6 protein-coding genes are annotated in these 25,365 nt (G+C 62.6%); all 6 read left to right on the top strand.

The window, feature by feature from the left end; all coding sequences use genetic code 11:
* Positions 1-2: 2 nt before the first annotated feature.
* The 6 genes from ACQYWX_RS15955 to ACQYWX_RS15930 are packed head-to-tail and all read left to right on the top strand — an operon-like array spanning position 3 to position 25,309.
* Positions 3-4,571 (top strand): AMP-binding protein, encoded by a 4,569-nt coding sequence (locus ACQYWX_RS15955; protein ID WP_431685495.1) that lies wholly within the window; start codon positions 3-5, stop codon positions 4,569-4,571.
* Positions 4,568-5,821: an ACP S-malonyltransferase gene (locus ACQYWX_RS15950; protein WP_431685494.1), complete on the top strand. Its 1,254-nt coding sequence runs from the start codon at positions 4,568-4,570 to the stop codon at positions 5,819-5,821. Before ACQYWX_RS15955 ends, ACQYWX_RS15950 begins: the two co-directional genes overlap by 4 nt.
* Entirely contained in the window at positions 5,818-9,138 is a 3,321-nt protein-coding gene (locus ACQYWX_RS15945; protein ID WP_431685493.1) for an AMP-binding protein, read from the top strand. Before ACQYWX_RS15950 ends, ACQYWX_RS15945 begins: the two co-directional genes overlap by 4 nt.
* Positions 9,135-15,686, top strand: coding sequence for a beta-ketoacyl synthase N-terminal-like domain-containing protein (locus ACQYWX_RS15940; protein ID WP_431685492.1), 6,552 nt, complete (start codon positions 9,135-9,137; stop codon positions 15,684-15,686). Before ACQYWX_RS15945 ends, ACQYWX_RS15940 begins: the two co-directional genes overlap by 4 nt.
* On the top strand, positions 15,679-18,825 hold the full coding sequence (locus ACQYWX_RS15935) for a serine hydrolase (protein WP_431685491.1): 3,147 nt from the start codon (positions 15,679-15,681) through the stop codon (positions 18,823-18,825). Before ACQYWX_RS15940 ends, ACQYWX_RS15935 begins: the two co-directional genes overlap by 8 nt.
* Positions 18,815-25,309 carry an amino acid adenylation domain-containing protein gene (locus ACQYWX_RS15930; protein ID WP_431685490.1) on the top strand — a complete coding sequence of 2,165 codons (6,495 nt, stop codon included), beginning with the start codon at positions 18,815-18,817 and terminating at the stop codon, positions 25,307-25,309. Before ACQYWX_RS15935 ends, ACQYWX_RS15930 begins: the two co-directional genes overlap by 11 nt.
* Positions 25,310-25,365 lie beyond the last annotated feature (56 nt).

The raw sequence follows: 25,365 nt of genomic DNA, 5'->3' as shown, positions 1-25,365 counted from the left end.
TTATGACTAAGCTGACATTTGAGTTGTCCCGGTCGCAGCAGGCCGTTTTCAAGATGGAAGCCTTTCATTTGTCCGGGCGGCGCTTTTATCTGGGCGGCGTGGCGCGCATGCATGGCGGTCTGTCGCTGGAGCGCCTGGCGCAGGCCGCTGAAGCGGTCGTTCACGCCGAGGATGTCTTCCGCATTGGCTTTGTCGCCGATGCGTCCGACACGCTGTGGCGGGGCGTGCGTCATGAGGCGCCACTGTCGGACGTGCAAAAGGTGGATTTCAGCCAGCATCCTGATCCGGAACAGGCGTTCTCCCAGTGGGCCGAGCGTCAGCTGCTGCTGGAAGAGGATCTGGCGCGAACGCCGATCCGCGTCTTCGCCGTCCAGTATCGCGACCAGCGATCCGGCTGGTTTGTGAAGGCCCACCACGCCGCCGCAGACGGCGCCGCGCTGGCGTTATTAATGGAGCGTCTGGCGGCGGCGCTGGAAGGCGACGCCTGTGGGCAGGTCGGGAGCCCTGCTTTTTCCGTCGTGGCGGAGCGGGAGCAGGAGTACGAAGCGTCTCCACGGAGGAGCAGGGATGCGGAATACTGGCGCAGCCTGTTCGGCGAATCCGCTCCCGCCGCTCTGCAAACCAGCCGCCAGCCCATTGGCGACTATCGGGGCGGGGAAGCGCGCAGCAGACGCGTGCGCCTGTCCCTGCGCGCCGATCAGAATGCGTTGCTGGGTCAGTTCAGAGCGGATGGCGGTTCCGTGTTCCGTTTGTTTTTCGCCGCGGTCGCCTATGCGCAAATGGTGGTGGAAGACGGCGACGCGGTCCTGGTGCAGGCGCCGATGTTGAACCGCTGGAGCGAGGATGAAAAACGCGCCATTGCGATGGCCGTGGCGCCAGTGCTGGTTCCGGTATCCCGTGCTGCGGGTGAGACAGTGGCGGACTGCTATCGCGTCCTGCGCAAGGGGCTGCAAAAAGCCCTGGCGCATTCCCGATACGCCCCCGGCGCGCGTTGGGGCGACTTCGCCTCACAAGACTGGAAACGGGTCATTCCTGCGTTCGGCGTGTCCTATCAGACTGGCGCGTTTCAGCCTTCCGTCTCTGGCGCGCAAGTGGAAATCGACCATTTGCAGGCGGTGGAAGCGCTGTTCGCCACCGTACATATTCATGATCGCTTCGAGGATGGAAGCATCAAGCTGGAAGCGGATTTTCGTCGCCAGTGGTCGGAGCCTCAATGCCGCGCCTTTCTGCAGACGGTAGCGGACTACGCCATAGAAGCGGCTGCGGATGTGATGACCGCCGCGGAAACAATATGTAAAACGCATAAAACGCGTAAAACCCATAAAACCCATGAGAAGGAAGCTTCGCAGTCCGTTGCAGAAACCATGACGCCTATCGGCGCGCGCATTCGGGACGCTTTCCAGCGTTACTCCGACCACTTGTTATTCAGCGCAGGCCCGGATGACGCTCCTATTCACTACCGCCAGGGCTGGGACTGGATGCGCGGGCTGCGCGAACACTTTCGTCAGCAGCGCGGCGGCGATGATCGACCCGTCATGATCCTTGGGCGCCGCACGCCGGCGACAGTGTTGGCGTATCTGGCCTGTCTGATCGATAACATCACCGTGGTTCCCGTTTGTCCCACGACGCCTGCGGCCAGGCTGTTAACTATCGCCCAAAATTCCGGGGCGTCTCTGTGCCTGTACGTAGCGCCTGATCAGAGTCTGGCGGAAAGCCTGGAACTGCCGTTGGCGCTGCTGGAATGGTCCACTCACCAGGCGTCAGAGTCATCGGTTTGGTCCGCAACAACGGCGCCGGACGCCTTAACGGACGCAGTCCAGGATAAACCCGCTTATATCCTGTACACCTCAGGCTCGACGGGAGAGCCCAAAGGCGTGGCGATCTCTCCTGTGGCGCTGGCGCATTACGCCGTGGCGGCCGCCAAGGCTTACGCGGGAGAGCAGCCGTTCAATACGCCGTTGTTCACCTCCTTTGGATTCGACCTTACCCAGACCAGCATTCTGGTTCCTGTTCTGTCCGGCGGGTTTATGCAGCCTCATGAACAGGATATTCGCGATAACCCCGAGTTGCTGCGGACGCTGCTGGCCGATGAGCGCTTGTCCGGGGTGAAATGCACGCCTTCCCATTTGTCTCTGCTCACGGAGCACAGCGTTCCGCGGCGCCACCCGCTGACCTTTGTGGTCGGCGGCGAAAACCTGTCCGAGGGGCTGGTGCGACAGGCGTTGCGCGTTTTTCCCGCCGGCAGCTGCGTGGTGAATGAATACGGTCCTACCGAAGCGACGGTGGGCTGCTGCATTCATACCCGTCACAGTTCGACTGTAGCCGCCGAAGACAGCGGAGGCGTCACGCCCATTGGCGCGCCGCTTGGCGCTGCGCTGATGTCGGTGCGCGACGCCAGAGGAGAACCCATGCCGCAAGGATTTCAGGGCGAGTTATGGATCGGCGGCCCGGTGCTGGCGGAGGGTTACCTCAACAACCCCATGCAGACTGACGCCAAATTCGTGCGCAGTCGTCGGGACGGACATCGCTGGTATCGCTCCGGCGACCTGGGCGTAAAAGACGCCCAGGGCCAGCTGCACTGTCTCGGGCGCATTGATGAAGAATTCAAAGTGCGCGGTTATCGCATTCATCCCACGGAAATCGAAAAAGCGGTGGAAAGCGCGCTGGCGGCGCTGGGTGCGGAGGGTCGCCAGGGCAAGATAAAAGCGTTGAAGCTGGCGGCCGCCAACGCCTCGCATGCGTCGGACGGGGCAGGCGAGAGTCGCGAGCTGGTGGCGCTGTGCAGCAGTGCGCCGATCTCTTACGACGACCCGGATTTTCAGGCGCGCCTGCAGGACAGACTGCCCGACGCCTGGCTGCCCGGCCTGTATTGCACGGTGTCGCCCTGGCCGGTCAACGCCAACGGCAAAGTGGATATGAAGGCGCTGACGGCGGCGGCTCACAGCGCCCTGGCGGCGACGCTAACGCCCTCGCGCAGCATCGGCGGGCAGGACGCCGACGCCGCACAAACCTATTCGCTGCCTGAGTGGTTGAATGACGACTTTTTCGCGCCGATCTGGCCCCAGGGCGTGGACCTGAAGGCGTCGTTCCTGGCGCTGGGGGGCGACTCGATCAAAGCCATCCGTCTGGCGGCGCTGCTTGCGAAGCAGGGCGTCCGCGTCGGCGCGGGGGAGCTGCTGTCCATGGCCGCCCTGGGCGCCGTGCTGGAGAAAGCCTGCGCGAACAGTCAGACGCTGAATGCCGGCGAGGCCATCGCCATTGAGGATATCGATGCGAACTGGATCACCCATCTGCCCAGCGTGCGCTGGATGCGGGAGCAAGGCTTTCACTATCCGAATCGCCTGCAACAGGGGGTGACCCTGGCGGCGCCGTCGTCGCTGGCGCCGGAGCGCATTCACGCCGCCGTTCAGGCGGTGCAGGGGCGTCATAAAATCTTTGCGCTAAGAACCAACGCCGACCTTAGCGCCTGTCATTTTGAGTCCGCCTCAACCTCGCTGGCCGTACATGAACTGGCGACAGGGGAGTCGCTCATGGCGCGGTTGCGTGAGTTGCAGGGCGCAGTCAGCCTGCAACATCAGCCCAGCGTTCATGAAATTGTTTACGACCCTGCGTCGGACCAGAACTATCTGATCTGGGTGTGCCATCACCTGATTTGCGACGTGCATTCCTGGATCTATTTACTGGACGAACTGGATCAGGCCCTGGGCGATGCGACTACCGCTGGCGGAGAAGTAGAGGCTGGCGCGTTCCTGTGGGGGAAATGGTTGCGCGATCACGGCGGTGCGGCGCAAACGGCGCACTCCGGGGATGCAACGGCGACGGCGGAGCCAGTCAGATTGACGCTGACGCTGTCGGGCGCGGACATTCAGGACATGGAGCGGCGGCTTAAGGCGGAGCGCACCCAGTTGCTCGCCGCCGCGCTGATGGCGGCGCTGAATGAAGACAACGCCACGCCGGCGCAGCCTGTGGCGCTGTTTGAACATCACGGTCGCGTTTTTTCGGAAGCGAACGTTCCCCACGAATGGGACGGCGCGCTGGCCAATGCGGTGGGCTGGTTCACCGGCTTCCATCAGGTGAGCCTGGATCCGCTTGCGCAAGGCGCGTCGGCGCAGTTGCGAGAGATCAAGTCCCGTTGTTGCGACGGACGCCAGAACTGGCTCCGTCACCTGGGCGCGCAGACTCAGCGGGTCAGACCTTTGCTCTGTATCAACGATATTGGCGGTGGGCTAAGCGGGCAGTGGCGTCACTTCACCCTGACGCCGGCGTTGTCCGGGGGCTTCCGCCATCCGCAGGAACGCAGTGTGGCCGACTTTGACCTGCTGGTGTTTGACGAGCGCGAGTCCGGCGCGGTTAGCGTGGAATTGCGTCTAGGCGTTCCCGGCGCCAGCGAGGCGCGCGCCATCCAGTACCTGACGCAACTGAACGCCGGACTGTCAGCCTGGCGCGATGCACTGGCGGGCGAGGGCGACGCGATTTCTGCCGCGCCGTCCGTCCTGCTTCCCTCGGATTTTCCCTTTTGCCAGCTCTCACAGACGGAGCTGGATCTCATCATTAACGGAGCCGCAGTATGAGAACCGCTATGGATTCAGCTAAAACCGTCTTTCTTTTTCCCGGAGTGGGCGCCCAGCAGCCGGATATGTTCGCCGAATTCCTGGTTTATCCCGAGTATCGGGAGCGCCTGCAGGAAGTGTCGGAGCTGTCCCAGGTCAACCTGCAGGACGTGATTCACGGCGAGCGCCGCGACGTGCTGAAACAGGTGCGCATCGCTCAGTTGGCGCTGACGGCGACCACCGTCGCCATCGCCGATATATTGCGCAAGCACTGCGGGCTGGTTCCCGATTTCGTGATGGGACACAGCCTGGGCCAATATCCCGCCATGTGCGCCGCCGGCTATCTGGATCTGGCTACGCTCACTCAGGTGGTCAATCTGCGTTCCGAAATCGTCGAGGCCTGCGCGCGTCAGTTTGAGCAAGGTGAAATGTGCTGGGTGCTGCACGCCCCCGCCGCGACCGTCGCACAGGAAGTGGAGAAGGCGAGAGCAGAGGACGGGGTGAATATCTACATCTCCGCCATAGACGCCTTCGATCAGGCGACGGTCTCTGGAGAAATGGCGGAGATTCGACGTTTTGCGCCGCGGATGGAGGCCATGGGCGGTCTGCTGTATCCCCTGAAGATCGGCGGACCTTTCCACTCTCCGCTGATGGCGGAAGCGCGTGCGCAACTGGAGCGCCAGCTGGACTTCCTGCCGACCGCGCAACCGGTCGAACAGCTGTCCCGCCTGGTCTGTAATGTGAGCGGCGCGGAAACGCCGGCGGCGGAGATAAAAACGTCCATCTTGCAACACCTGACGTCGCCGGTGCAGTGGTTGCGGAGTTTGCAGTATGTGGCGCAAAACGGCGTCACCCGTTATCTGGAAATTTCCCCCAAATCCGTCCTGAGTTATCTGACCCAGCGCGCGAACCTGCCGATGCAATCGGTTTGCGAACCTCAGGACCTGTTCGCCTTCGCGCAAACGATGAGCGCGCCGCAGAATCGCCGCGAGCAGTTTCTGCAACGCTGCTGTTATCACCTGTACAGCGCGAAACTGCCGGTTCTGGATGATCCCGGCGCCCTGCAACAGCTGCGTCGCATCAGAAACGAGGTAAAGGAGACGCTGGCTGATGCGGACCGCCATCAGGATCAAAACGACAGACAGGCCGCCTTCATCCACGCCCGCACTCAGCAGTGGCTGAACATTATCGAAGACGCTGGCGCCGTCTCTCTGGCCATCGACAAGCGCAGGCTGCAGCACCTTTATGACGCGGCGGAGCGCTGCGCATGAAGTCGTCAAACTACATTGAAGAGTTGCTGCAGGCGACTCCGCAAGCGAGTGGTTTGCTGTTTCATGCGTTGAAGGACGGCAACAGCGCCTATCACATTGGCGTGTCCTTTACTCTGAATACGCTGGCGAGCCAGACGGAGATTGGCGACCTGTGGCGGCGAATCCAGGCGGCGCAGCCCGCCCTGCGATCCGTTTTCCTGTGGCGTGGCCTGCGCACGCCGCATCAGGCGGTGTACGCGGCGCCCCGCATTGCTTTGGACTATTCGCCTCTCGCTGCGTCAGACCACAAAGCCCGCTGTCTCGACTGGCTGGCGCAGTCCAAGGCGCGGCCGTTTGAGCTGGACGCCGAAGTGTTCCGCATCGCCTGCCTGCATGACGTTGCAGCGGGGACGCTGAGCATCGCTTTCTGTTTCCATCACATACTGATGGATGGCTGGAGCAGCTCATTGCTGGTCTCCCTGTGGGTGCAGGGCCTGCGCGGCCAGGCTATCCCGCCGCTGGCGTCGCGGCTGTATTCGCAGCAGCTTTGGAAAGGGCTTGACCCGGAAGCGTTGCAACGCAGTCGGGAGTATTGGCGCGATGCGTTGCAGGACGCTGACGACAGGGATGTGGCCGTCACCACAAAATTACTGGATGAACCCCTGTTCCGTCGTGCGACATCAAAATCAAACCCTGACGACGAGCCGCTCGCAGAGACTACCGCAAAAGCCGGGCGTTTGTGGCCGCAAGAGCGTAAGGCGGAGATTGAGGCGCTGTGCCGTCGCGCCGGCGTGACGCCAGCGAGTTTTGTGTACCTGTGTTGGGCGCTGACCTTAAGCAAGCTTACCTTTCAGAAAACCGTGGCGTTCGGCTGCGCGTTTTCCGGTCGCGAGGCGGCGCTGGCGCAGAACGCCGAGCAGCAGCCGTTGGGACTGTTCACCAACACGACGCCGCTGTTGCTGACCCTGGACGGGGCCTGGACCCTGGAAAAGGCGCTGCGCGCGATGTTCGAGACCTTGCAGCGCACTCAGGCCCACGAAAAAACGCCGCCGCTGCTGATCCGTGAAGTCGCGGGTCAGAGAGAAGAGTTGTATGACTCGCTGGTCGTGTTCGACAACTATCCTATCGACCCCAGTTTGCAGGACGCGTCCTATGCAACCAGCCTGACCGATCTGCATACCGAGGAAACCACCCATTTCGGCCTGACCCTCACAGTTTCCGGTGCGGACACCTGGAAGGTCGAGTTAAGCGCGGGCGAAACCTTCAGCGGCGATCCCGCCGCAGTGACCGCAGCGTTTCACGCCTTCGACAGTCTGGCGGCGGATCTGGTCGCGCAGGCGGACAACGCGCCGATTGCGGATTGCCTGTTACAGCTGGTCCCGGATCAGGCGCAGGCGAGCCATCTGGTGGCGGGAGCGACCACGGCAACGGCGGACATCAACGCCGCCTTGCAAGGCATTCGTCAGCGTCTGATTGAGGCGCCGCATCACGTCGGACTGATCGACGGCGAACGCCGCATCAGCCACCGCGAACTGGCGCAACGCATCGCCGGCGTGCAGGCGCAATTACAACGGGCGGGCTTTGTGGTCGGCGACCGGGTAGGCGTGCATGCGCCGAAAGGCGAAGGATCGACGGTGGCGATTCTGGCGATCCTGTTCAGCGGCGGCAGCTACTTTTATCTCAACCCGAAAGACCCGACGTCGCGCAAGCAGACCTTATTGGAACTGGCGGGTTGCGGCATTGTGCTGTGCGATGGCGCGCTGATCGCCGAATTAGGCGCGGATAGCGGTTGTCTTCTATTGGAAATAGAGGCGTCTCTGGCGACGCAAACGGACAGCAATGTCCCGTTCCCACTGCCGGCGTTGTGGTCGCAACGGCGTCCCGAAGACGAGTTTTATTTCATTTTCACCTCCGGCACCACCGGCGCGCCCAAAGGCATCTCCATTCGCAACGAGTCCGTCGCGAATCTGCTGGACTGGTTCATTGGTGAAACCGGCCTCACCCAGGCGGACCGGGTGCTGGGACTGACGGATCTGAATTTCGATCCCAGCGTGGAAGACCTGTTCGGCAGCCTCTGCGTGGGCGCTACGCTGATATACCCCGCGCCACTGGTTTTACAGGACCGCACGGCGTTTATCTGCATGATGCAGGAGACAGAAACGACCCTGGTCAATTTCATCCCTGGCGCCATTGCGCCGCTGCTGGAAGACGCCCCCAGACTGCCCGCCATGCGGTTGTGGATCTTCGGCGGGGAGGAACTGCCGTTGCGCTTGCGGGATCAGCTGCTGGGCCAGGGATATGCGGTGAGCAACCATTATGGTCCCAGCGAGACGACCGTGGACTGCCTGAGCGCCAGACAAACGCCGGATACGGCGGTCGCCATCGGCTGGCCTATTCAGAACGTCGTCGCCTATTGCGCGGATATATTCGGCAAGCCGCTGCCACCCGGCGTACGCGGTGAACTCTGGGTGGCGGGGCGCGCAGTGGCCCGAGGGTACGCCACGAACGCGGTTGAGACCGCCAGAGCCTTCGTCAACTACCAGGATCAAAGGTTCTATCGCACTGGAGATGCGGTGACTCTTTCTCCCGCGAGCGGATTCAACTATTTGGGACGCATCGACGATCAGGTGAAAATCAACGGCGTGCGTATCGAACCCCGTGAGCTGGAGCGGGTGGTGGAAACCATGGCGGAGGTGCAGGCCAGTTGTCTGTTGCCGGTCCGCGACCCGGGCGGGAAGCGGCAATGGCGGCTGTTCGTCGACAGCGCTGCGCCAGCGGCGCAACTGGAGCCCCGTGTTCGCGAGCACATTCGCCGGCATCTGCCGGAGTCATGGACCCCGTCGCGAATTCTGGCGGTGAATGGTTTTGCGCGTACGCTCACCGGCAAGATCGACCGCCGGCGGCTACTCGATATCGCCGACCGACAGGCCCGGGAAGACGCCCAGACGGCGGCTGCGCAGGCGCCGCTGACAGACCCGGTGGAGGCGCAGGTGCAGGCGGTCTGGCGTGACATTCTGGAGACCCCGGTAGTGGCGTCGGACATCAACTTTTTCGACGCCGGCGGCGACTCCATCAAAATTATTACCCTGCAATCGCAACTGCAGCAACGATTCGCCCGGGACATTGGCGTGGCGGTTATTTTTGAGCATCCGACCATCGCCTCCTTCGCCGCCTGGATCAGGCGCAGCGAAGCGTCCGCAGAGCATACCGGCGCGCAGACGGACCCGGCTGACGCCGGCGCTGCGTCCACCCAGGCACATATCCTGTCGTCCGCCCGTTCCGGCAAGAACCGGCTGGCCGACAGACGGCGTAAAGTAAAAGGAAGTTCAGTATCATGAAGCGAGAATTTAGCGGTAACGAAGTCGCCATAATTGGTATTTCCTGCCGATTCCCCCAAAGCCCCGACTGGCGCGCGTTCTGGCGCAATCTTCTGGCGGGGCGCGAGCTGGTGTCGTTTTTTTCCAGGGACGAACTGTTGGCCGCCGGCGCGCCATCCGACCTCATCGACCTGCCCAACTACGTGCCGGCCAAAGCCGCGCTTGAGGATGCGGAGTGCTTTGACTATGAGTTCTTCGGCTATTCGCAGCGGGAAGCCCAGAAAATGGACCCGCAATTGCGGGTGCTGCACGAAGTCAGCTACAACGCCTTTCTCGACGCCGGGCTGAATCCTGGCGCGTCCTCTCTCAACGCCGGCGTGTTCATCGGTTCGACGCTGAACATGGAGCGGTTGGAGCAGTTCGCGGGCGCCAGTCAGGACATCGCGGAAATGTTCGACGTCGGCAACTACAACGACCCCGCCGCCTTCGCCACGCAGATCGCCTATCGTATGAAACTGCAGGGGCCGGCGGTGCATGTGCAGACCGCCTGTTCGACCTCGCTTTCCGCCGTGCACTTTGCCTGCAAGTCCTTGCTGGCGGGAGAGTGCGACATGGCGCTGGCCGGCGGCGCCTGCATTACGGACCCGGTGGCGGGGGGCTATCTGTACCAGAACGGCATGATCCTGTCGCCGGACGGTCACTGTAAGACTTTCTCGGATCAGGGCCAGGGCACGGTCAACGGCAATGGCGTGGGGGTGGTGTTGCTGAAGCTTCTGGAAGACGCTTTGGCGGACGGTGATCCGATTCATGCGGTGATCCTGGAGTCCGCCATGAACAACGACGGCGCTCGCAAGGTGAGCTTTGAAGCCCCCAGCGTGCAGGGGCAGGCGGATGTCATTTCTCAGGTGTACCAACTGGCGGATATTCCGTTCTCCAGTCTGGGCATGATCGAAGCCCACGGCACCGCCACGGTGCTTGGCGACCCCATAGAAATCCAGGCGTTGAACAAAGCGGCGCAAGCGTTGACGCCGCCGGAGCAACTGGCGCAGTTTCGTTGCGCCATCGGCAGCGTAAAATCCAACATGGGGCATCTGGATGCGGCGGCGGGCGTCGCAGGTCTGATCAAGGCGGCCCTCAGCGTTCGCTACGGCAAAATTCCCCCCACGCTGCATTTCGACAAGCCTAATCCCCATCTGGAACTGGATAAAACCCCTTTCTGGGCCCCGACCCAGGCGGCGGACTGGCCCGCAGAACAGCCCATTCGTCGGGCGGGAGTCAGTTCATTCGGCATCGGCGGCACCAATGTGCATGTATTGCTAGAGCAACCGCCGCGCATCGAGGATCTGGACGCTGCCAACTCCATGGAGACAGCGGTGAAGACCGCTGAGACACAGACAGCGGCGCAGGGGCATATTCTGCCGTTGTCGGCGTCGTCTCCGGCGGCGCTGGCCCGTTTGGCGCAAGCCTACGCCTTGCATCTGGACCTGGAGCTTGCAGAGGGCGGCGCGGATCTGTCGCTTATCGCCCGGCAGTTGCAGGACAACCGCAGCGAGTATGCCTGTCGTGCGGCCTTTGTCGCCACCGACGGCGCGGACTGGACGCAGCAACTGGACGCATGGGAATGGACGGACGGCGCCGAGAAGCCCAGAGACGAGCAGGTCTGGCTGTTCCCGGGGCAGGGATCGCAATCCGCGCAAATGGGGCTGCGTCTGGCGGCGGAATTTCCCGAATTCGGCGAACTGTATTTCCGTCTGCTGGAGCAGGCGGCGCAATTGCTGATCACAGAATTGGGCGCACAGCCCGGCGCTGAGCGGGATGTCCTGATCGAGCGCCTCAAGCAGCCGGAATCCCTGTCGACGCTGTATCTGCAACCGCTGATTTATGCGCTGCAAACCGCCCTGGGCGTCTGGTTGCGCGAGATGGGCTGTCAACCGGCAGCTTTGTGCGGTTTCAGTCTGGGTGAATTCGCCGCGGCGGCGGTCGCAGGCGTTTTCACCCCGGAAGAGGGGATGGCCCTGGTGGTCGCCCGCGCGAGGCTGATGGACGCCACGCCCAAAGGCGCGGTGTTCGCCGTGAGCTGCAAGCAAGGCTTTGACGACCCGTTGCCGGCTGAGCTGTGGCGGGTTGCGGAACTGAGTCCGGGAACCTGGACGTTGGCGACCTCGGAGGAGGGCGCTGCGGCGGCGGAAGCCTGGCTGACGCGCCAGGGATTGACGTTCAAGCGCGTAGCGGTGTCCCACGCCTTCCATACGCCGTTGATCGAACCGGCGGCGCGGGCGTTCGGCGAATTGCTGCAATCCTGCGCGCTACAACCGGCGCAATGCGCCATTTTTTCGACCGCCACGGGACGCAAGCTCGACGAGAGCGACATGTGCGATCCGCAATACTGGGTGCGGCAAATGCTGTCGCCGGTGCAGTGGGGCGCGGCGCTGGCGGAAGTGAATGCGGCGTTTCCTGATGTGCTCTATACACAAATCGGAACCGGCGTGGATTTGCTGCAGCATGCGCGTAAATGGCTGCGTCTGCAGGCGTCAAGATTGACGCCAAGTCTGGGCGCCGCCGGCGTGGAGCAAGAGGCGACGGCGCTACGCCAGTTCATCGCCAAAACCTGGTCCCAGGGCGCGCGCATCGCCTGGTCGCGGCTGTATCCACAGCAGGAGCGGGATCAAGAAAGCCTGCGCAGCCATCTGCCCGGCCACGCCTTTGAGCGTCGCGTCTGCGCGCCGTTGACGAGCGCTGTTGCGGCGGCTCCCAGGCAGAACGCCGACACGGTGGCCTCATTGTTCTTTGGCTCGCATTTTTATGGGCAGGAATGGGAAAGCATTGGCGCGCAACCGCCCGAACGTTTGCCGATGGATGAAACCCCGGATACCTGGATTATCTGTCGTCAATTGACGCAACGAGAACGGGATCTGGCGCAGGCGCTGGAAACCCGCGATCAGCGCTGCGGAGTGATCGAGTGCGGGGAGTGGCGAGGCGATTTCAGCAAGATCCATGCTGAGTTGCAGGACTGGCTGACGCAGCAGGAGTTGCGGGCGTCTGCGGCGATGGACGTGATTATCACCGGGTTGCTGGATGACCTGGACGCCACACAGGCGCAATTCTGGACGTTCTGGCTCCCGGTGGCGCTGGCCAGGTGGAGCGCGGCGCAGCCGTCCTCGCCAAAATTAAGACTGATATTTCCCGCCGTCGGCATGGCGGCCTGGGAGGGAACGGAAACCCTGAGCGCGGAAAAAAGCCAGTTGTTGGGCCCATTGCTGATTGCGCCGGAAGAGTACACGGATCTGTCAGCCCTGTGCATAGACCTGACGAGTGGACAGGCGGACGGGGAAAGCGTCGCCCAGGCTCTCAAACCCTGGCTGGAGCACGGCTGGCGCGGCGGCCAGTTCTATTGCTTGCGACACGATGCGTTTTGGCGTCGACGTGTGAGCGCACGGATACAGGAGCAACCTCTGGCGCGCGCGCTCCCAGACATCAGCCGTAACAGCTGGGTGCTCATCACCGGCGCCAATGGCGGCATGGGCGCGGCGATTGCGGAGCATCTGGCGGAGGTCTACCACTGTCATCTGCTGTTGCTGGTGCGCAAGTCTTTACCGCCGCGACGGGACTGGGCGGCGGAGATCGCCGGTCAGAGCGCCAACGCTGAGTTTCTGCAATGGGTGCTGAACCTTGAATCCAAAGGCGGCCGCGTCACCTTGCTGCAGGGAGATCTTGGCGACGAAGCGACCCTGAGCAAGGCTTTCGCGCCGGTGTTCCAGCTCGCAGCGCAAGGCGTTGGCGTCGACTATGTGTTCCATACCGCCGGTCGCGGCGAAGGGGCCATGATGCAGATGCGCTCGGAGGCGGAATCCCTCGCCACCCTGGCGCCCAAAGTCACGGGAACCCGTTTCCTGTGCGACAACGTGGAGCGGTTGGGGAAACCGACCCTTTTGCTGTTCTCCAGTCTGGGCAATTTACTGCCGAAGGAAAAGGTCGGGCAGGTCGCCTATGTGGCGGCCAATGCCTGTCTGGAGGCTTACGCAGAGCAGGTGCGCCGCCGTGGCGGGCGCGCCCTGGCCATCGCCTGGGACGACTGGGCGGAGTCCGGCATGGCGACGCGCTCGGCGCAGCAACTGGATGACGCCCTCAAACAGCCTGTGCGGTCCGAAGCGGAGCATGCCTCGCTGTGGCGACGCCCTCTGGACGCCAGGCGGGAGTGGTGGCTGGACGAGCACCGCATGGACGCCGCCACGACAGTGATGCCGGCCATGGGCATGGTGACCTTGGCCTATCGCGCCATCGCCGAGCAAGGGCTGGCGCAACGGTTTTCTCTGCACGGCGTCGCCATTGAAAGGCCGCTGGTGGTGCAGGACGGAGTAGAGTTAGACGTGGCGGTGGCGTTCTCCGACGACCGCGCGGCTTTCACGATTTTCTCCGGTGTTGGCGCATTCTCCACCGAGTCCTGGACCCGCCACGCAACCGGCAAAATCCGCCTTGGCGACAGCGCGATATCATCGCAACTGGCCGGCCCGGAGCCAGTCGGGAGCAAGGAGTCAGTGGGTGACGAGGAGCCCGTTGGGCAGAGGGAGCCTCTGTTCCGCGCTCGCGATGGCGTCGGCGTCAGCCCCAACGGCGCGCTGGCCTTCGGACCGCGCTGGCGCAATGTGATCGCGGTGGATCGCGTCGCCCCCGACGCCGTCGCCGTGCAATTGCAGTTGCCGGCGGCTTATCAGGGCGAGGCGGCGACGGAGGGGCTGCATGTCGCGTTGCTGGACACCGCCACCCTGATCGCCTCTCCGGAACAGGAGGACGCGCAATATGCGCCGGTGTCCATCGGCGCGTTCACGCAGTATGCGCCCATGGGCGACCGGGTCAGAAGCTGGGTGCAGGTCAGCGATCTGGGCGCCGGCAAATTGCTGCAGGTGAAAATCTATTCGGATGCGAACGCCTTGTTGGTGGCGATCGACGATCTGCTGCTGGTGGATGCGTCGGAGGCGTTACGCAGTAATGACTCGGCCCGTCATGCCGTCATGCGTTTACGCAATGGCGACGCCCGCGACGGCAATTTCGCCTTCGAATCCCGCCAGGAGCCGCGCCGGGAGCCCGGCCCGCTGGAGGTGGAGATTCAAGTCAGGGCGGCGGGACTTAACTTCAAGGATGTCTTGATCGCCCTGGGAGTTTTACCCGCGCCGTCCGACCCGAGCATGACCTTCGGCCAGGAAGCGGCGGGGGTCGTCACCCGGGTTGGCGCGGAGGTGACCAACGTTCGCGTCGGCGACCGCGTGATGTGCGCGGGGCATAGCTGCCTGGCGGAGCACGTCATCATGCCGGAGAGAGTCGTGGCTCTTATCCCCCCTGTGCTCGGATATCAGCAGGCCGCCGGCGTCCCTGTCGCGTTCACCACCGCCTGGATCGCTCTGAAGCATGCCGCCAATCTCAAACGGGGCGAACGCATACTGATCCATTCCGCCGCTGGCGGTGTGGGCATGGCGGCCATGCAGATCGCGCTGCATCTGGGGGCGGAAGTCTGGGTCACCGCCGGTACGGAAGAGAAACGTAATCTGCTCATGAGTATGGGCGCCAAGGGCGCCGCCAATTCCCGCACGCGGGAGTTTGGCGAGGCGTTCCGACGTCAGCTCGGTGACAGGCCGTTTCAGGTGATACTCAACGCGCTGGCGGGAGAACTTCTGGAAGAAAGCGTGTCTCTGTTAGCGCCGCAAGGTCGTTTTCTGGAGCTTGGCCTGCGGGACATCTTGCAGGATTGGAAGCTGGGATTGTCGATTTTTGCGGAGGGCGGCAGTTTCCACGCCGTGCAGGCTGGCGCTGAGCACCCTGCTTACAAAGAAGCCTGGGCCGAGGTCGTGGCGCTGCTGGAGCGGGAGGCGCTGAGACCATTGCCCACCAAAGCCTACGCCGCCAGAGACATCGCCGACGCGTTTCAGTTTATGGCTCAGGGCAGGCACATCGGAAAGATCGTCATTGCGATGGAGTCGCGTTCGGAGGAGCGAAGCTTCGCCGCCAAACTGCGGGAAGAGGGCCTGTCGAATCGGGAAGGTACGCAAATCGCCCTGGCGATGGCGACCCTGGCGCGGCAGACCTCATCGTCTTTTGCTGCTGTATCCAAACTGCCGATCGGCGTGGTGCTGGAGAAACAACTGAGCACTCAGCAGATGCTGTTCAGCGCCAGCGCTTCTCAGGGCGCGCCGGACGCCGCGGATGAGGCGGAATCTCTGGCGGGCGCGGACGCGGAGACGCTGCTGCAGGCGATGCGCGCCATGCTGGAAAGCTTCCTGGGCACGGACGGGCTGGATGTGGACGCCAGCTTCTTCAACCTGGGAGCGACCTCACTGGATCTGATCCAGTTCGCCAAGCGGCTGGAGCAAAGGCTGGCCCGTGAGATTCCGGTGGCCTTGTTGTTTAAAGCCGCCTCCCTGCGTGAGCTGAGCAAGGAACTGGCGCCAGCGGAGTCTGCGCCGGTGGATCCCGCGCCGACCGCGCAGGCGGATCTGGGCGACAAGCGACGGGCGCTGCAGGCTCGCCGTAAGTTGCGGGGCGCGACCCAGCGTCAGGAGAGCGAAGTCAATGAATAATGTCGGCTTAATCCGCATTGGCGTTCTTCTGATCAGCCTCCTGTTTGCGTTGACGGGGCGCGCGTTCGCCGACATGGCGAGCGTCAAGCCCACAGCGGACCTGGCGCAGACGGTCAGCGAGCTGATCCGGCGCTGGGACGCGTCGCAGATCCCCACCGGGGGACTGAGCGTGGTCGTCAATGGCCAGGCGCACACGCTGCGTCTGGGGGAGCAGGAGGCCGGCGTATTCGAGCTGGCCTCCTGTTCGAAAGCCTTTACCGGCCTGTTGATCGCCGTGCTGGAGCAGGAAGGCGCGTTGAGCCGGCAGGATGCGATCACACGCTGGATTCCGGAGCTGAATAAGCGTCCGGAATTGGGATATTCCGCCATTCGCCTGAATAATCTGCTGTTCCATAGCAGCGGTCTGTCCGGGGATACCCTGGACCTGCTGCGCCCCAGCGACGCCGCCAACGCTCTGGAGCAATTGCCGGGCTTGTTGCGGGACACGCCGCTGACTTATCCGGTTGGCGCCAAAGAGGAGTACGCCACGCTGAACTACAGCCTGTTGGGGCTGGCGGCGGAACGGGCGACGGGGAAATCCTTCGCGGCTCTGTTACGGGAGAAAATCTTTCTACCCCTGGGCATGAAGGACACCTTCGTGGAAGGCGACCCCGCCGCCACCGCGCCGCGCATACCGGGCTATAAGCTCAGCTTTACCGTCGCCAGACCGTATGAGGCGCCGCGCTATCTGCAAAACACTCCGGCGGGATATATCCTCAGTACGCCGGAGGACATGGCGCGGTGGTTGCAGTTTCTGCTGCAGCCGCCGCCAAAACAAAGCGACGCGCGTCTGGACGTCCTGCAATGGGCGTTGCAGCAGGCGAAACGTCCCTATGGCGGCGACAGCGACTCTGGCTACGCCTACGGGTGGGATGTCGAGGCGGGCGCCACCACCAGTTGGAGTCATCCGGGACAGAACCCCAACGCTGGCGCTTATGTGGCGTTCGACCCGCAAACCGGAGTCGGCGTTGCGTTGCTGGGCAACAGCAACAGCCCGCAAGTGATTCAGCTGGGCCGGGCGGTCTTCGAACACCTGCGCGGCGCGTCGCCGCAGCCTCTACCGGAGCGCTTCGCCGCAGATACGGGAGACTGGGGCGCGACCGTCGCCGCGGTGGTTTTCTGGTTGTGCGCGCTGCTGACGCTGCCTGTACTGCGGCGTCTGCAAACGCGTTCTGCGGAGCCGGTGGATGGCGAAGCCAAGGGCTCCCAGGTGGACGCGGCCATTGTGCAGGAAAGTTTCGTGCAGTCTGCGGAAAGGGTGAGCTGGCGCGCATTCCTGGGACGCCTGCTGGTGCTGAACGTCGCGCTGGCGTCGGTGCTGATAATCGCGCCCCCTCTTACCCTGGGACTGGGATGGGCCAACCTGCTGGTGTGGGGCCCAACGAGTCTGCTGGCGGCGGCGGCGGGACTGGTTGTCTGCGTTAACGCTCTGAGCCTGTTCTTTTTCCAGGCGTCCCGTCACAGCGAACAGTTCGACAGCAAAACCTTTTCGTCCCTGATGATCGCCAAAGTGGTCGGCCTGACGGTGGTTTCCGGCCTGCTCAATTCGGCGCTGGTGCTGTGCATCATCCAGGCGATAGACAGCCCGGCGGCTAATCTGGCCTACAGCGCAGCGCTGTTGTTCAACTGCATCTATTTCTATATTTCCGCCCGCAAGGCCGCGGAACTGCAGATCATGCGGTTCGGCCACGCTTTCGTGCAAGGCTGGCGCATGGAGATCATCCGTAAGCTGCTGGCGTCGGATTATAAAAGCGTCGAACGCCTGTCCCCCGGCAAAATCCAGTCTGTGGTGGGTGAAGATTCCCAGGAGCTGGCCAAAAGCGTGCTCGCCTTTGTGCCGTTCTTCGCCAACCTGCTGACGATTGTGTTTCTGTTCGCCTATCTGATGGCGTTCAAATCCGCGATGGCGACCTCCATTCTGCTGGCCTGCGCGGTTCCCATGATTGGCCTGTACTACTATGTGTCCGAGCGCGCCAACCGCATCATGCCGCAGGCGTTGCAGACCCGCAGTGAGTTCATGGACACCGTCGAAGACCTGCAGAAGGGCTACAAAGGTTTGCGTCGTGAAGCGGTGAAGCGCAGTTTTTACCGCCATGCCCAGGCGGTGTCGGACCGCTTCAAGGCGTTGCGAATTCAGTATGACCGCGGCTTCCTGAGCGCATTCTTCATCGGCGAGTCATTGCTGACGGTGCTGCTGGTGGCGGTGGCCTTGCTGTTTCCGTTGCTGATTCCCCGGTTCGACGGCGCAGCATCGAAAGAGTATCTGATCATCCTGCTGTATCTGATCGGCCCCCTGAACGCAGTCATGTCGGCGATGCCCGAACTGGTGCGGCTGCGCAGTCTGATGCGCAACATGGTGGCGTTCAGTCAGTCCATTCAGAGCGCCGAGTCCGGCTCGGCGGGCGCGACTTTGCAACAGGCCAAAACCCTGCAATCGGTCAAAACCCTGCAACTGGACGGCGTTCGTTTCAACTATCCCGCGCCGGGCGGGGAAAGCGAAAGCTTCGGGGTCGGGCCGGTCTCCATGACGGCGGAAAGCGGCAAGGCCTACTTCCTGACAGGCGGCAACGGTTCCGGCAAGAGCACCCTGGCGATGATTCTGGCGGGCCTCTACGCCCCCGCCCAGGGCGCGCTCAGGATAGACGGCGTCGAGGTGTCGCAAAGCCAGTTGCTGGAGCACACCCGCGCCATATTCAGCGACAACTGGCTGTTCAAGCGGGTATACGATCCCGCCCTGATCACGGCGCGGGACGCCATCAACCGCAACATTGCGCTGCTGGGCATGGCGGATAAGTCTACGCTGCTGGACGACGGCGCCTTCGACAATATCAAACTGTCCACCGGGCAGCGTAAACGTCTCTCGTTGGCCATGCTGCTGGCGGACCCCAGTCCGGTGGTGGTGCTGGATGAATGGGCCGCGGACCAGGACCCGCGCTCAAAATCCCGGTTCTACAAGGAATGGGTCCCTATGTTGAAAGCCCAGGGACGCATCGTTTTTGTCGTGACCCATGATGATGAGTATTTTTCCGAGGCGGACGCCCTGATCACCATGAAAAACGGTCAACTTATCGAGTTCAAAGAAGATAGTTATGTTTACTAAATCGTTGTTAGACAGTAATTCTGGCCATCTCAAACAAACCGACCCGGGTGCAAACGCCGTCGCGGACGATTGCGTGCACGACCTGTTCGAGCGTCAGGCGGCGCGCACCCCGGACGCCGTTGCGCTGCGTTTTGGCGCGGAAACCCTGACCTATGACTCCCTGAATCGCAGAGCCAACAGACTGGCGCATGAACTGCGCCGGCGTTATGGCGACGAACTCGCGGTAGTTGGCGTCTGCCTGGATCGCGGCATAGACGCTATCGTGGCGGTGCTGGGCGCGCTCAAAGCCGGCGCCGCCTATGCGCCGGTGGATATGAGTTATCCGCTTGAGCGTCAGGCCTATATTCTGCGCGACTCCAATGTCTCGGTGGTGATTTCCAGCGCAGAGATTATCCGCACGCTGCCCGATACCTTCGCCTTCCTGGATATGGACGCCTATGACTTTTCCGGCGACGCAAACGACGACGGGACGCAGAATCCGCCCCGCGCCTGCACGCCGGATGATCTGGCCTATCTGATCTATACCTCCGGCTCCACGGGCGCGCCTAAAGGCGTGTGCATGCCCCATAAAGCGCTGGTGAATCTGCTGGCCTGGCAGATTCGAGAGCAGGGCGATTACGCGGGCAAGAAAACCCTGCAGTTTTCCCCGCTGAGTTTTGATGTGTCGTTTCAGGAAATATTCGCCACGCTGGCCAGCGGCGGTGAGCTGGTGTTGATGGCTAATGAACTGCGTCTGGACCCGCTGGCGCTGTTGTCACTGATCGAGTCGCAGCAGGCGCAACGGATATTCCTGCCCTATGTGGCGCTGAACAGCCTGGCGCTAGCGGCGGTGGCGGAGGATCGTTATCCCGGCGGGCTGCTTGATGTGGTGACCGCCGGCGAGCAGCTGGTGATCACCCCCGCCATCAGGCAATTCTTCAGCGCTTTACCGAACTGCCGTCTGCATAACCACTACGGTCCGTCGGAAAGCCATGTGGTGACGGCGCACACCCTGAGCGGACATCCCCGGCAATGGCCGGATCTGCCCTCAGTGGGGGCGGCCATCGATCAGGTTGAGCTGTATGTGCTGGACGAGAACAACCGTCCGCTTCAGGACGAAGCGCCGGGAGAGCTGTGCATCGGCGGGCTGCAACTCGCCTATGGTTACCATCAGCGCCCGCAGGAGACCGCCGCCCGGTTTGTCGATATCGATGTGGACGGCGGCGGGCCGAGGCGTCTGTATCGCACGGGGGATCTGGCGCGATGGCGGCCGGACGGGCTGCTGGACATTCTGGGTCGCATCGACTTTCAGGTCAAAATACGCGGCTACCGGGTTGAACTGGGTGAAGTCGAAGCCATGCTGATGCGGCATCCGGCGGTGCGCGATGCGGTCGTGGTGGCGCAGGGAGAGGATGCGGACAGCAAATGTCTGGCGGCCTTCGTGCTGGTTTCGGAGCGTGCGCAGCAACGCCAGACGTCAGAAGGCGTTCAGGAAAGCATTCGCCGTTATATGCAGGAGCAGGCGCCGGACTACATGAGACCCGCTGCGGTGGTCATCATGGAGCGTTTTCCGTTATCCGCCAGCGGCAAGGTCGATCGTAAAGCCTTTCCGATCATCGCCCACAGGGCTACGAACAACGGCGACGCCACGCCTCCCGAAACTGCGCTGGAGCGCCTGCTGGCGGAGGTCTGGAGCGAACTGCTGAGGGTTCAGGACATCGGCCGCAATGCGCACTTTTTCAACCTGGGCGGCCACTCCCTGCTTATCGTAAAAATGATGCTGGCGCTGCGTCGTCGCGGCTTCATCGTGGATGCGCACACCCTGTATCAGCACCCGGTCCTGGCGGATCTGGCGACGCAGTTGCGACGGTTTGATCCGCAGCAGGGGGCAGCGACTTCGGCGGCGAACGAAACCCGGCCGATGTTGTGGTCGCAACTGAGCCAGGAGGAACAGGCCGCCATCGCCGCCGTCACTGGCGGACCCGCCAATATCAAGGACGTCTGTCCTTTGGGGCCGCTGCAGCAGGGCATGTTCTATCATGCTCTCGCCAATCCGGCGGCGGACCCTTATGTGTTATGGCAGGCGACCCGGTTCGCCAGCGCCGATCTGTTGCATGGCTATCTGGACGCGTTGCGCAACACTATCTCCCGGCATGACGCTTTCCGCGTCAGTATTGCCTATGAAGGGCTGACGCAACCGTTGCAGGTGGTTTGGCGAGAGGCGCCGTTGGCCGTAGAGGAAGTGCATGCGGAGCGCGAGGGCGAAGACGCTGTTACCGCCCTGAAGCGACGCTGCGCTGCGTCCGCGCAACGCTTCGATATCGCCAGGGCGCCCCTGCAGCGTTGTTATTACTGCTATGACGCGCAGAACGGGCAATGGGTGTTGCTGCACCTGCTGCACCACTTGGCCGTGGACCACGCCACTGTAGAAAAAATGCAGCAGGAGATAGAAGCGCAACTGCTGGGGCAACCGCTTGCGCCGGCGTCCGCCGTGTCGTTCTCCGAAACCCGGTCCGGCCTGTATTCCGATGTCGACGTTGAGGGGCGCAAAGCCTTCTTCGACGACATGCTGCAGGACTATGAACCGGGGCCTGCGCCCCTTGGCCTGGAACAGTATCTGACCGGCGAGGATGCGGTCACGGAAGCCTGGCGCTCGCTTTCTCCGGCGCAATCCGCGCAGATACGGCGGCAGGCCAGGGCGCACGGCGTCAGCGTCGCGGCGATTATTCATCTGGCCTGGGCGCAGGTAGTGGGCAGCCTGAGCGGGCGCGATGACGTGGTGTTCGGAACGGTGCTGCTGGGTCGCATGTTCGCCGGCGAGGAAGCGGAAAGCGCCATGGGGCAGTTCATCAACACGCTGCCGATTCGTCTGCGCCTGGGTTCGCTGCCGGTGCTGGAAGGATTGTGGAACGCCCAGGACAGGCTGATGCAACTGGTGAAACATGAACAGGCCTCCCTGGCGCAGGCGCAAAAGTCCGCGCAGATTCAGGGCGAGACGCCATTGTTCACGACCATGTTGAACTACCGTCACAGTGACGTGCGCAACGTTCCGTCGGCGGACCCGTTTCAGGCCCTCAATCTCTCCGCCGTGCCGGGCGTCAGCTACTCCGGCGTAATGGAGCGCACCACCTATCCGGTGTCGGTGAATGTGGACGATTTTGGCGTTGATTTTGTGGTCAACGCGCAGGTGGCGCAGGGACATGATCCGGAGCGGGTGTGCGACTTTTTTGAGATGGCGCTGCGGGAAATCGTCGACGCCCTGGAATCGGCGTCGGAAACCCGACTTGGCCGCCTGAGCGCTATGCCAGAGCCGGAACGTGATCAGGTGCTGCGACGCTGGAATCAGACTCAGGCCGACTTTCCCAGTGAGGCCTGTCTGCACTGGCTGATCGAAGCGCAGGCAGCGCGCACGCCGGACGCCGTCGCGGTGGAATTCGGCGAGGAAACGCTGACCTATGCGCAATTGAACCGCCGGGCCAACCAACTGGCGCGCTATCTGAGGGAAGATGCGGGCGTTGGGCCGGACGCCATCGTTGGCGTCTGCGTGGAGCGCAGCCTGGAGATGGTGGTGGCCTTGCTGGCGGTGTTGAAAGCCGGCGCCGCCTACGCGCCTCTGGACCCCCATTATCCCGGCGACCGTCTCGACTACATGCTGCGCGACGCTGCTCCGAAGGCGGTGCTGACTCACGCTCAAGTACCTGCGGACGTTAATGCGCTGCTGACGGCCTATGCCGTAGAACGCGACGCGCGCCTGATTGATCTCAACGCAACGGCGGCCTGGGAGCAAAAGCGCAACGTAGATCTGAGCAGGGAAGAAACGGCGGTGAACGCCTCTCATCTGGCGTATGTCATTTACACATCCGGGTCCACCGGGCGCCCGAAAGGCGTGATGAACGAACATCGCGGCGTGGTGAACCGTTTGACCTGGATGCAGAAGGCCCACGCTTTGACGGCGGAGGATGCGGTGCTGCAAAAAACGCCGTTCAGCTTCGATGTTTCCGTGTGGGAATTCTTCTGGCCGTTGATGTACGGCGCGCGCCTGGTGGTGGCGAAGCCGGAGGGGCACAAGGACCCGGTGTATCTGAGTGACCTGATTCGCGCCCGTCGCGTCACCACTCTGCATTTCGTGCCATCCATGCTGTCGCCGTTCCTGGATCAGGCGGCGGCCAGTGTCAGCGACAGCCTGCGCCATGTGTTTTGCAGCGGCGAAGCCTTGCCTGCTCAAAGCGTGCGCCGGTTTCGGGAGCGATTCCCCGGCGTTGAACTCTATAACCTGTATGGACCGACCGAGGCCGCCATTGACGTGACGGTTTGGGATTGCGTGGGCAATGAGGTCGGCGCAACGGTTCCCATCGGTCGCCCGATCGACAACATCCGCCTTTATATTCTTGACCCGCACCGTCAACCCTGTCCCGTCGGGGTCGTTGGCGAGCTGTATATCGCCGGCGTGGGCGTGGCGCGGGGTTATCTGAATCAACCCGAGCTGACCGCCGAAAAATTCGTCGCCGAACCGTTCTGCGCTGATGCGGGGCGCGCCATGTATCGCACGGGCGACCTGGCCCGTTTCCTGGCTGATGGCGATATTGAGTACCTGGGACGCAATGACTTTCAGGTCAAGCTGCGTGGTTTTCGCATTGAGCTGGGCGAGGTGGAGGCGGCGATTGCATCCCACGGCAACGTCAAGGAGTGCGTGGCGCTGGTGCGCGAAGATGCGCCGGGAGACGCCCGTCTGGTCGCCTATATCACGGCGGCGGCACTGGCCCTGACGAGAGCCGAAGACATGGGCGCCCAGGCAGACGCTTTGAATCTTGCGCTGCGGGAACATCTGCAAGACCGCCTGCCGGCGTTTATGATTCCTTCCAACTTTGTCTGGCTGGCGACCATGCCCGTCACCAGCAATGGCAAACTGGATCGCAAAGCGTTGCCGGCGCCGTCTTTCAGCGCCGCGGCTCCTTCTGAGGCGCAAGCGCCCAGGGACGGCGTGGAGGCGAGGCTGGCGCAACTGTGGCGCGCTCTGCTCAACACCGACGCCATTGGCCGTCAAACGCACTTTTTCGAAGCCGGCGGACACTCCTTGTTGGCGGTGGCGCTGATGGCGGGCATTCAGCGGGAGTTCAATCTCGCTTTATCCCTGAGCGCGATCGTGGCGCATCTGGATCTGGAGAGTCAGGCTAAATTGATCGAAGCCGAATTGGTCCGTTCTCAGGCGGAACAGACTGCGGACGCGCAATCAGCGACACTCATGTCAGCGTCAACTAAGCCGCCTGCTTCGACTCAGTCGCCAACCCAGGGCATCCGGGCGCTACCTGCGCAAAGGGCGATTTACAAGGCGGTGAAACTGCATCCCGGCGATCTCAGCAACAACAGTTTCGTTGCGCTGGCGTTTGATGTGGAGCCGGATCTGAAACAACTGCGCAACCTGCTGCAAACGGCGTTTTCACGCCATGAGAGTCTCAGCGCGCAGTTTACGCTGGCGGAAGGTGAGCTTTTCCTGCGCCCCGCCAAACGCTTCCTGTTTCGTCTGGAAAAACGGCAAACCCTGGGGAGTCTGGAAGAGGACGTGCGCGATTTTGTGCGGCCGTTTTCTCTGGAAGATGGCGTAAACGTACGCGGTCGCTGGGTGTCCGATGCACAGGGCGGCGTGTTGTTGCTGGATTTCTCTCATGCCTGCATTGACGGCTCGGGACTGACCCAGGTTCTGCATGAGCTGACGACGGACGCCCCTCAGTCCGACGTCGGCGGCGATCTGAGCGCGTACTCCGAGTTGTTCTACAGCCCGACTTTCGCCGCTCAGCGACGCACGCACGCGGATTACTGGCTGGCGCAACTGCAGGGCTGGGCGCCGACCTCGCCAGCGGTCGCGTCCCAACCGCGCACCGGCGCCTGGCTGGTCGTTCTGGACGCCGACTGCAAGGCGCGCATTGAAGCGCTGACCGCCAGACTGAAAATCAGCGTTCCGGAATACTTCATGGCGGTGTTCACCCAGTTCAAGAGCGGACTCGACCAGCAGACGGAGCAACTGGTCTCCATGATTTTCCACGGCCGCGACAATCTGGCGCAACAGACGGTCATCGCGCCGCTGATGACCCTGTTGCCTGTGCGGGTGGCCATAGCGTCGGAGCAGGGGAGCGCCTTGTTGCAAGAGGTGTCCGCGGCGGTTCGCGAGGCCTGTCGCCATTACCTGTACGATGCGGAAGACCTCGGCGCCCGTCATCTTGACCTGTCCAGAGAGGCGCTGTATCCCTCCGCCTTTTTCGGCTACTTCAATAAAGACGGCTTTACCGGCCGCATCGCCGGAGTCCCCTGTCGCCAGCTTGAGCTGGCCGGCGTGGCGGGAGCGCAGTCGCAGTGGAGCCTGACCTGCGAGGTGGCGGAACATGACGCCGGCTTTGACATCCGGCTTGAAGCGTTGGCGTATCGCGCCGAGGCGGCGCAGGAAGACTGGGGCGCCCGCTTCCAGCAGGCATTGCGACGCACCCTGGAAGGCGAGTCTACGGAACGATGAAACGGGTTCTGATAAAAAATCACGTACTAGCAGGCAACCACGGATAAGCAGAAAGA

The organism is Hahella sp. NBU794, from assembly GCF_050749805.1.
GTDB lineage: Bacteria > Pseudomonadota > Gammaproteobacteria > Pseudomonadales > Oleiphilaceae > Hahella.
The sequence above is the reverse complement of the archived record's forward strand: the minus strand, read 5'-3'. Positions and strand labels throughout refer to the sequence as shown.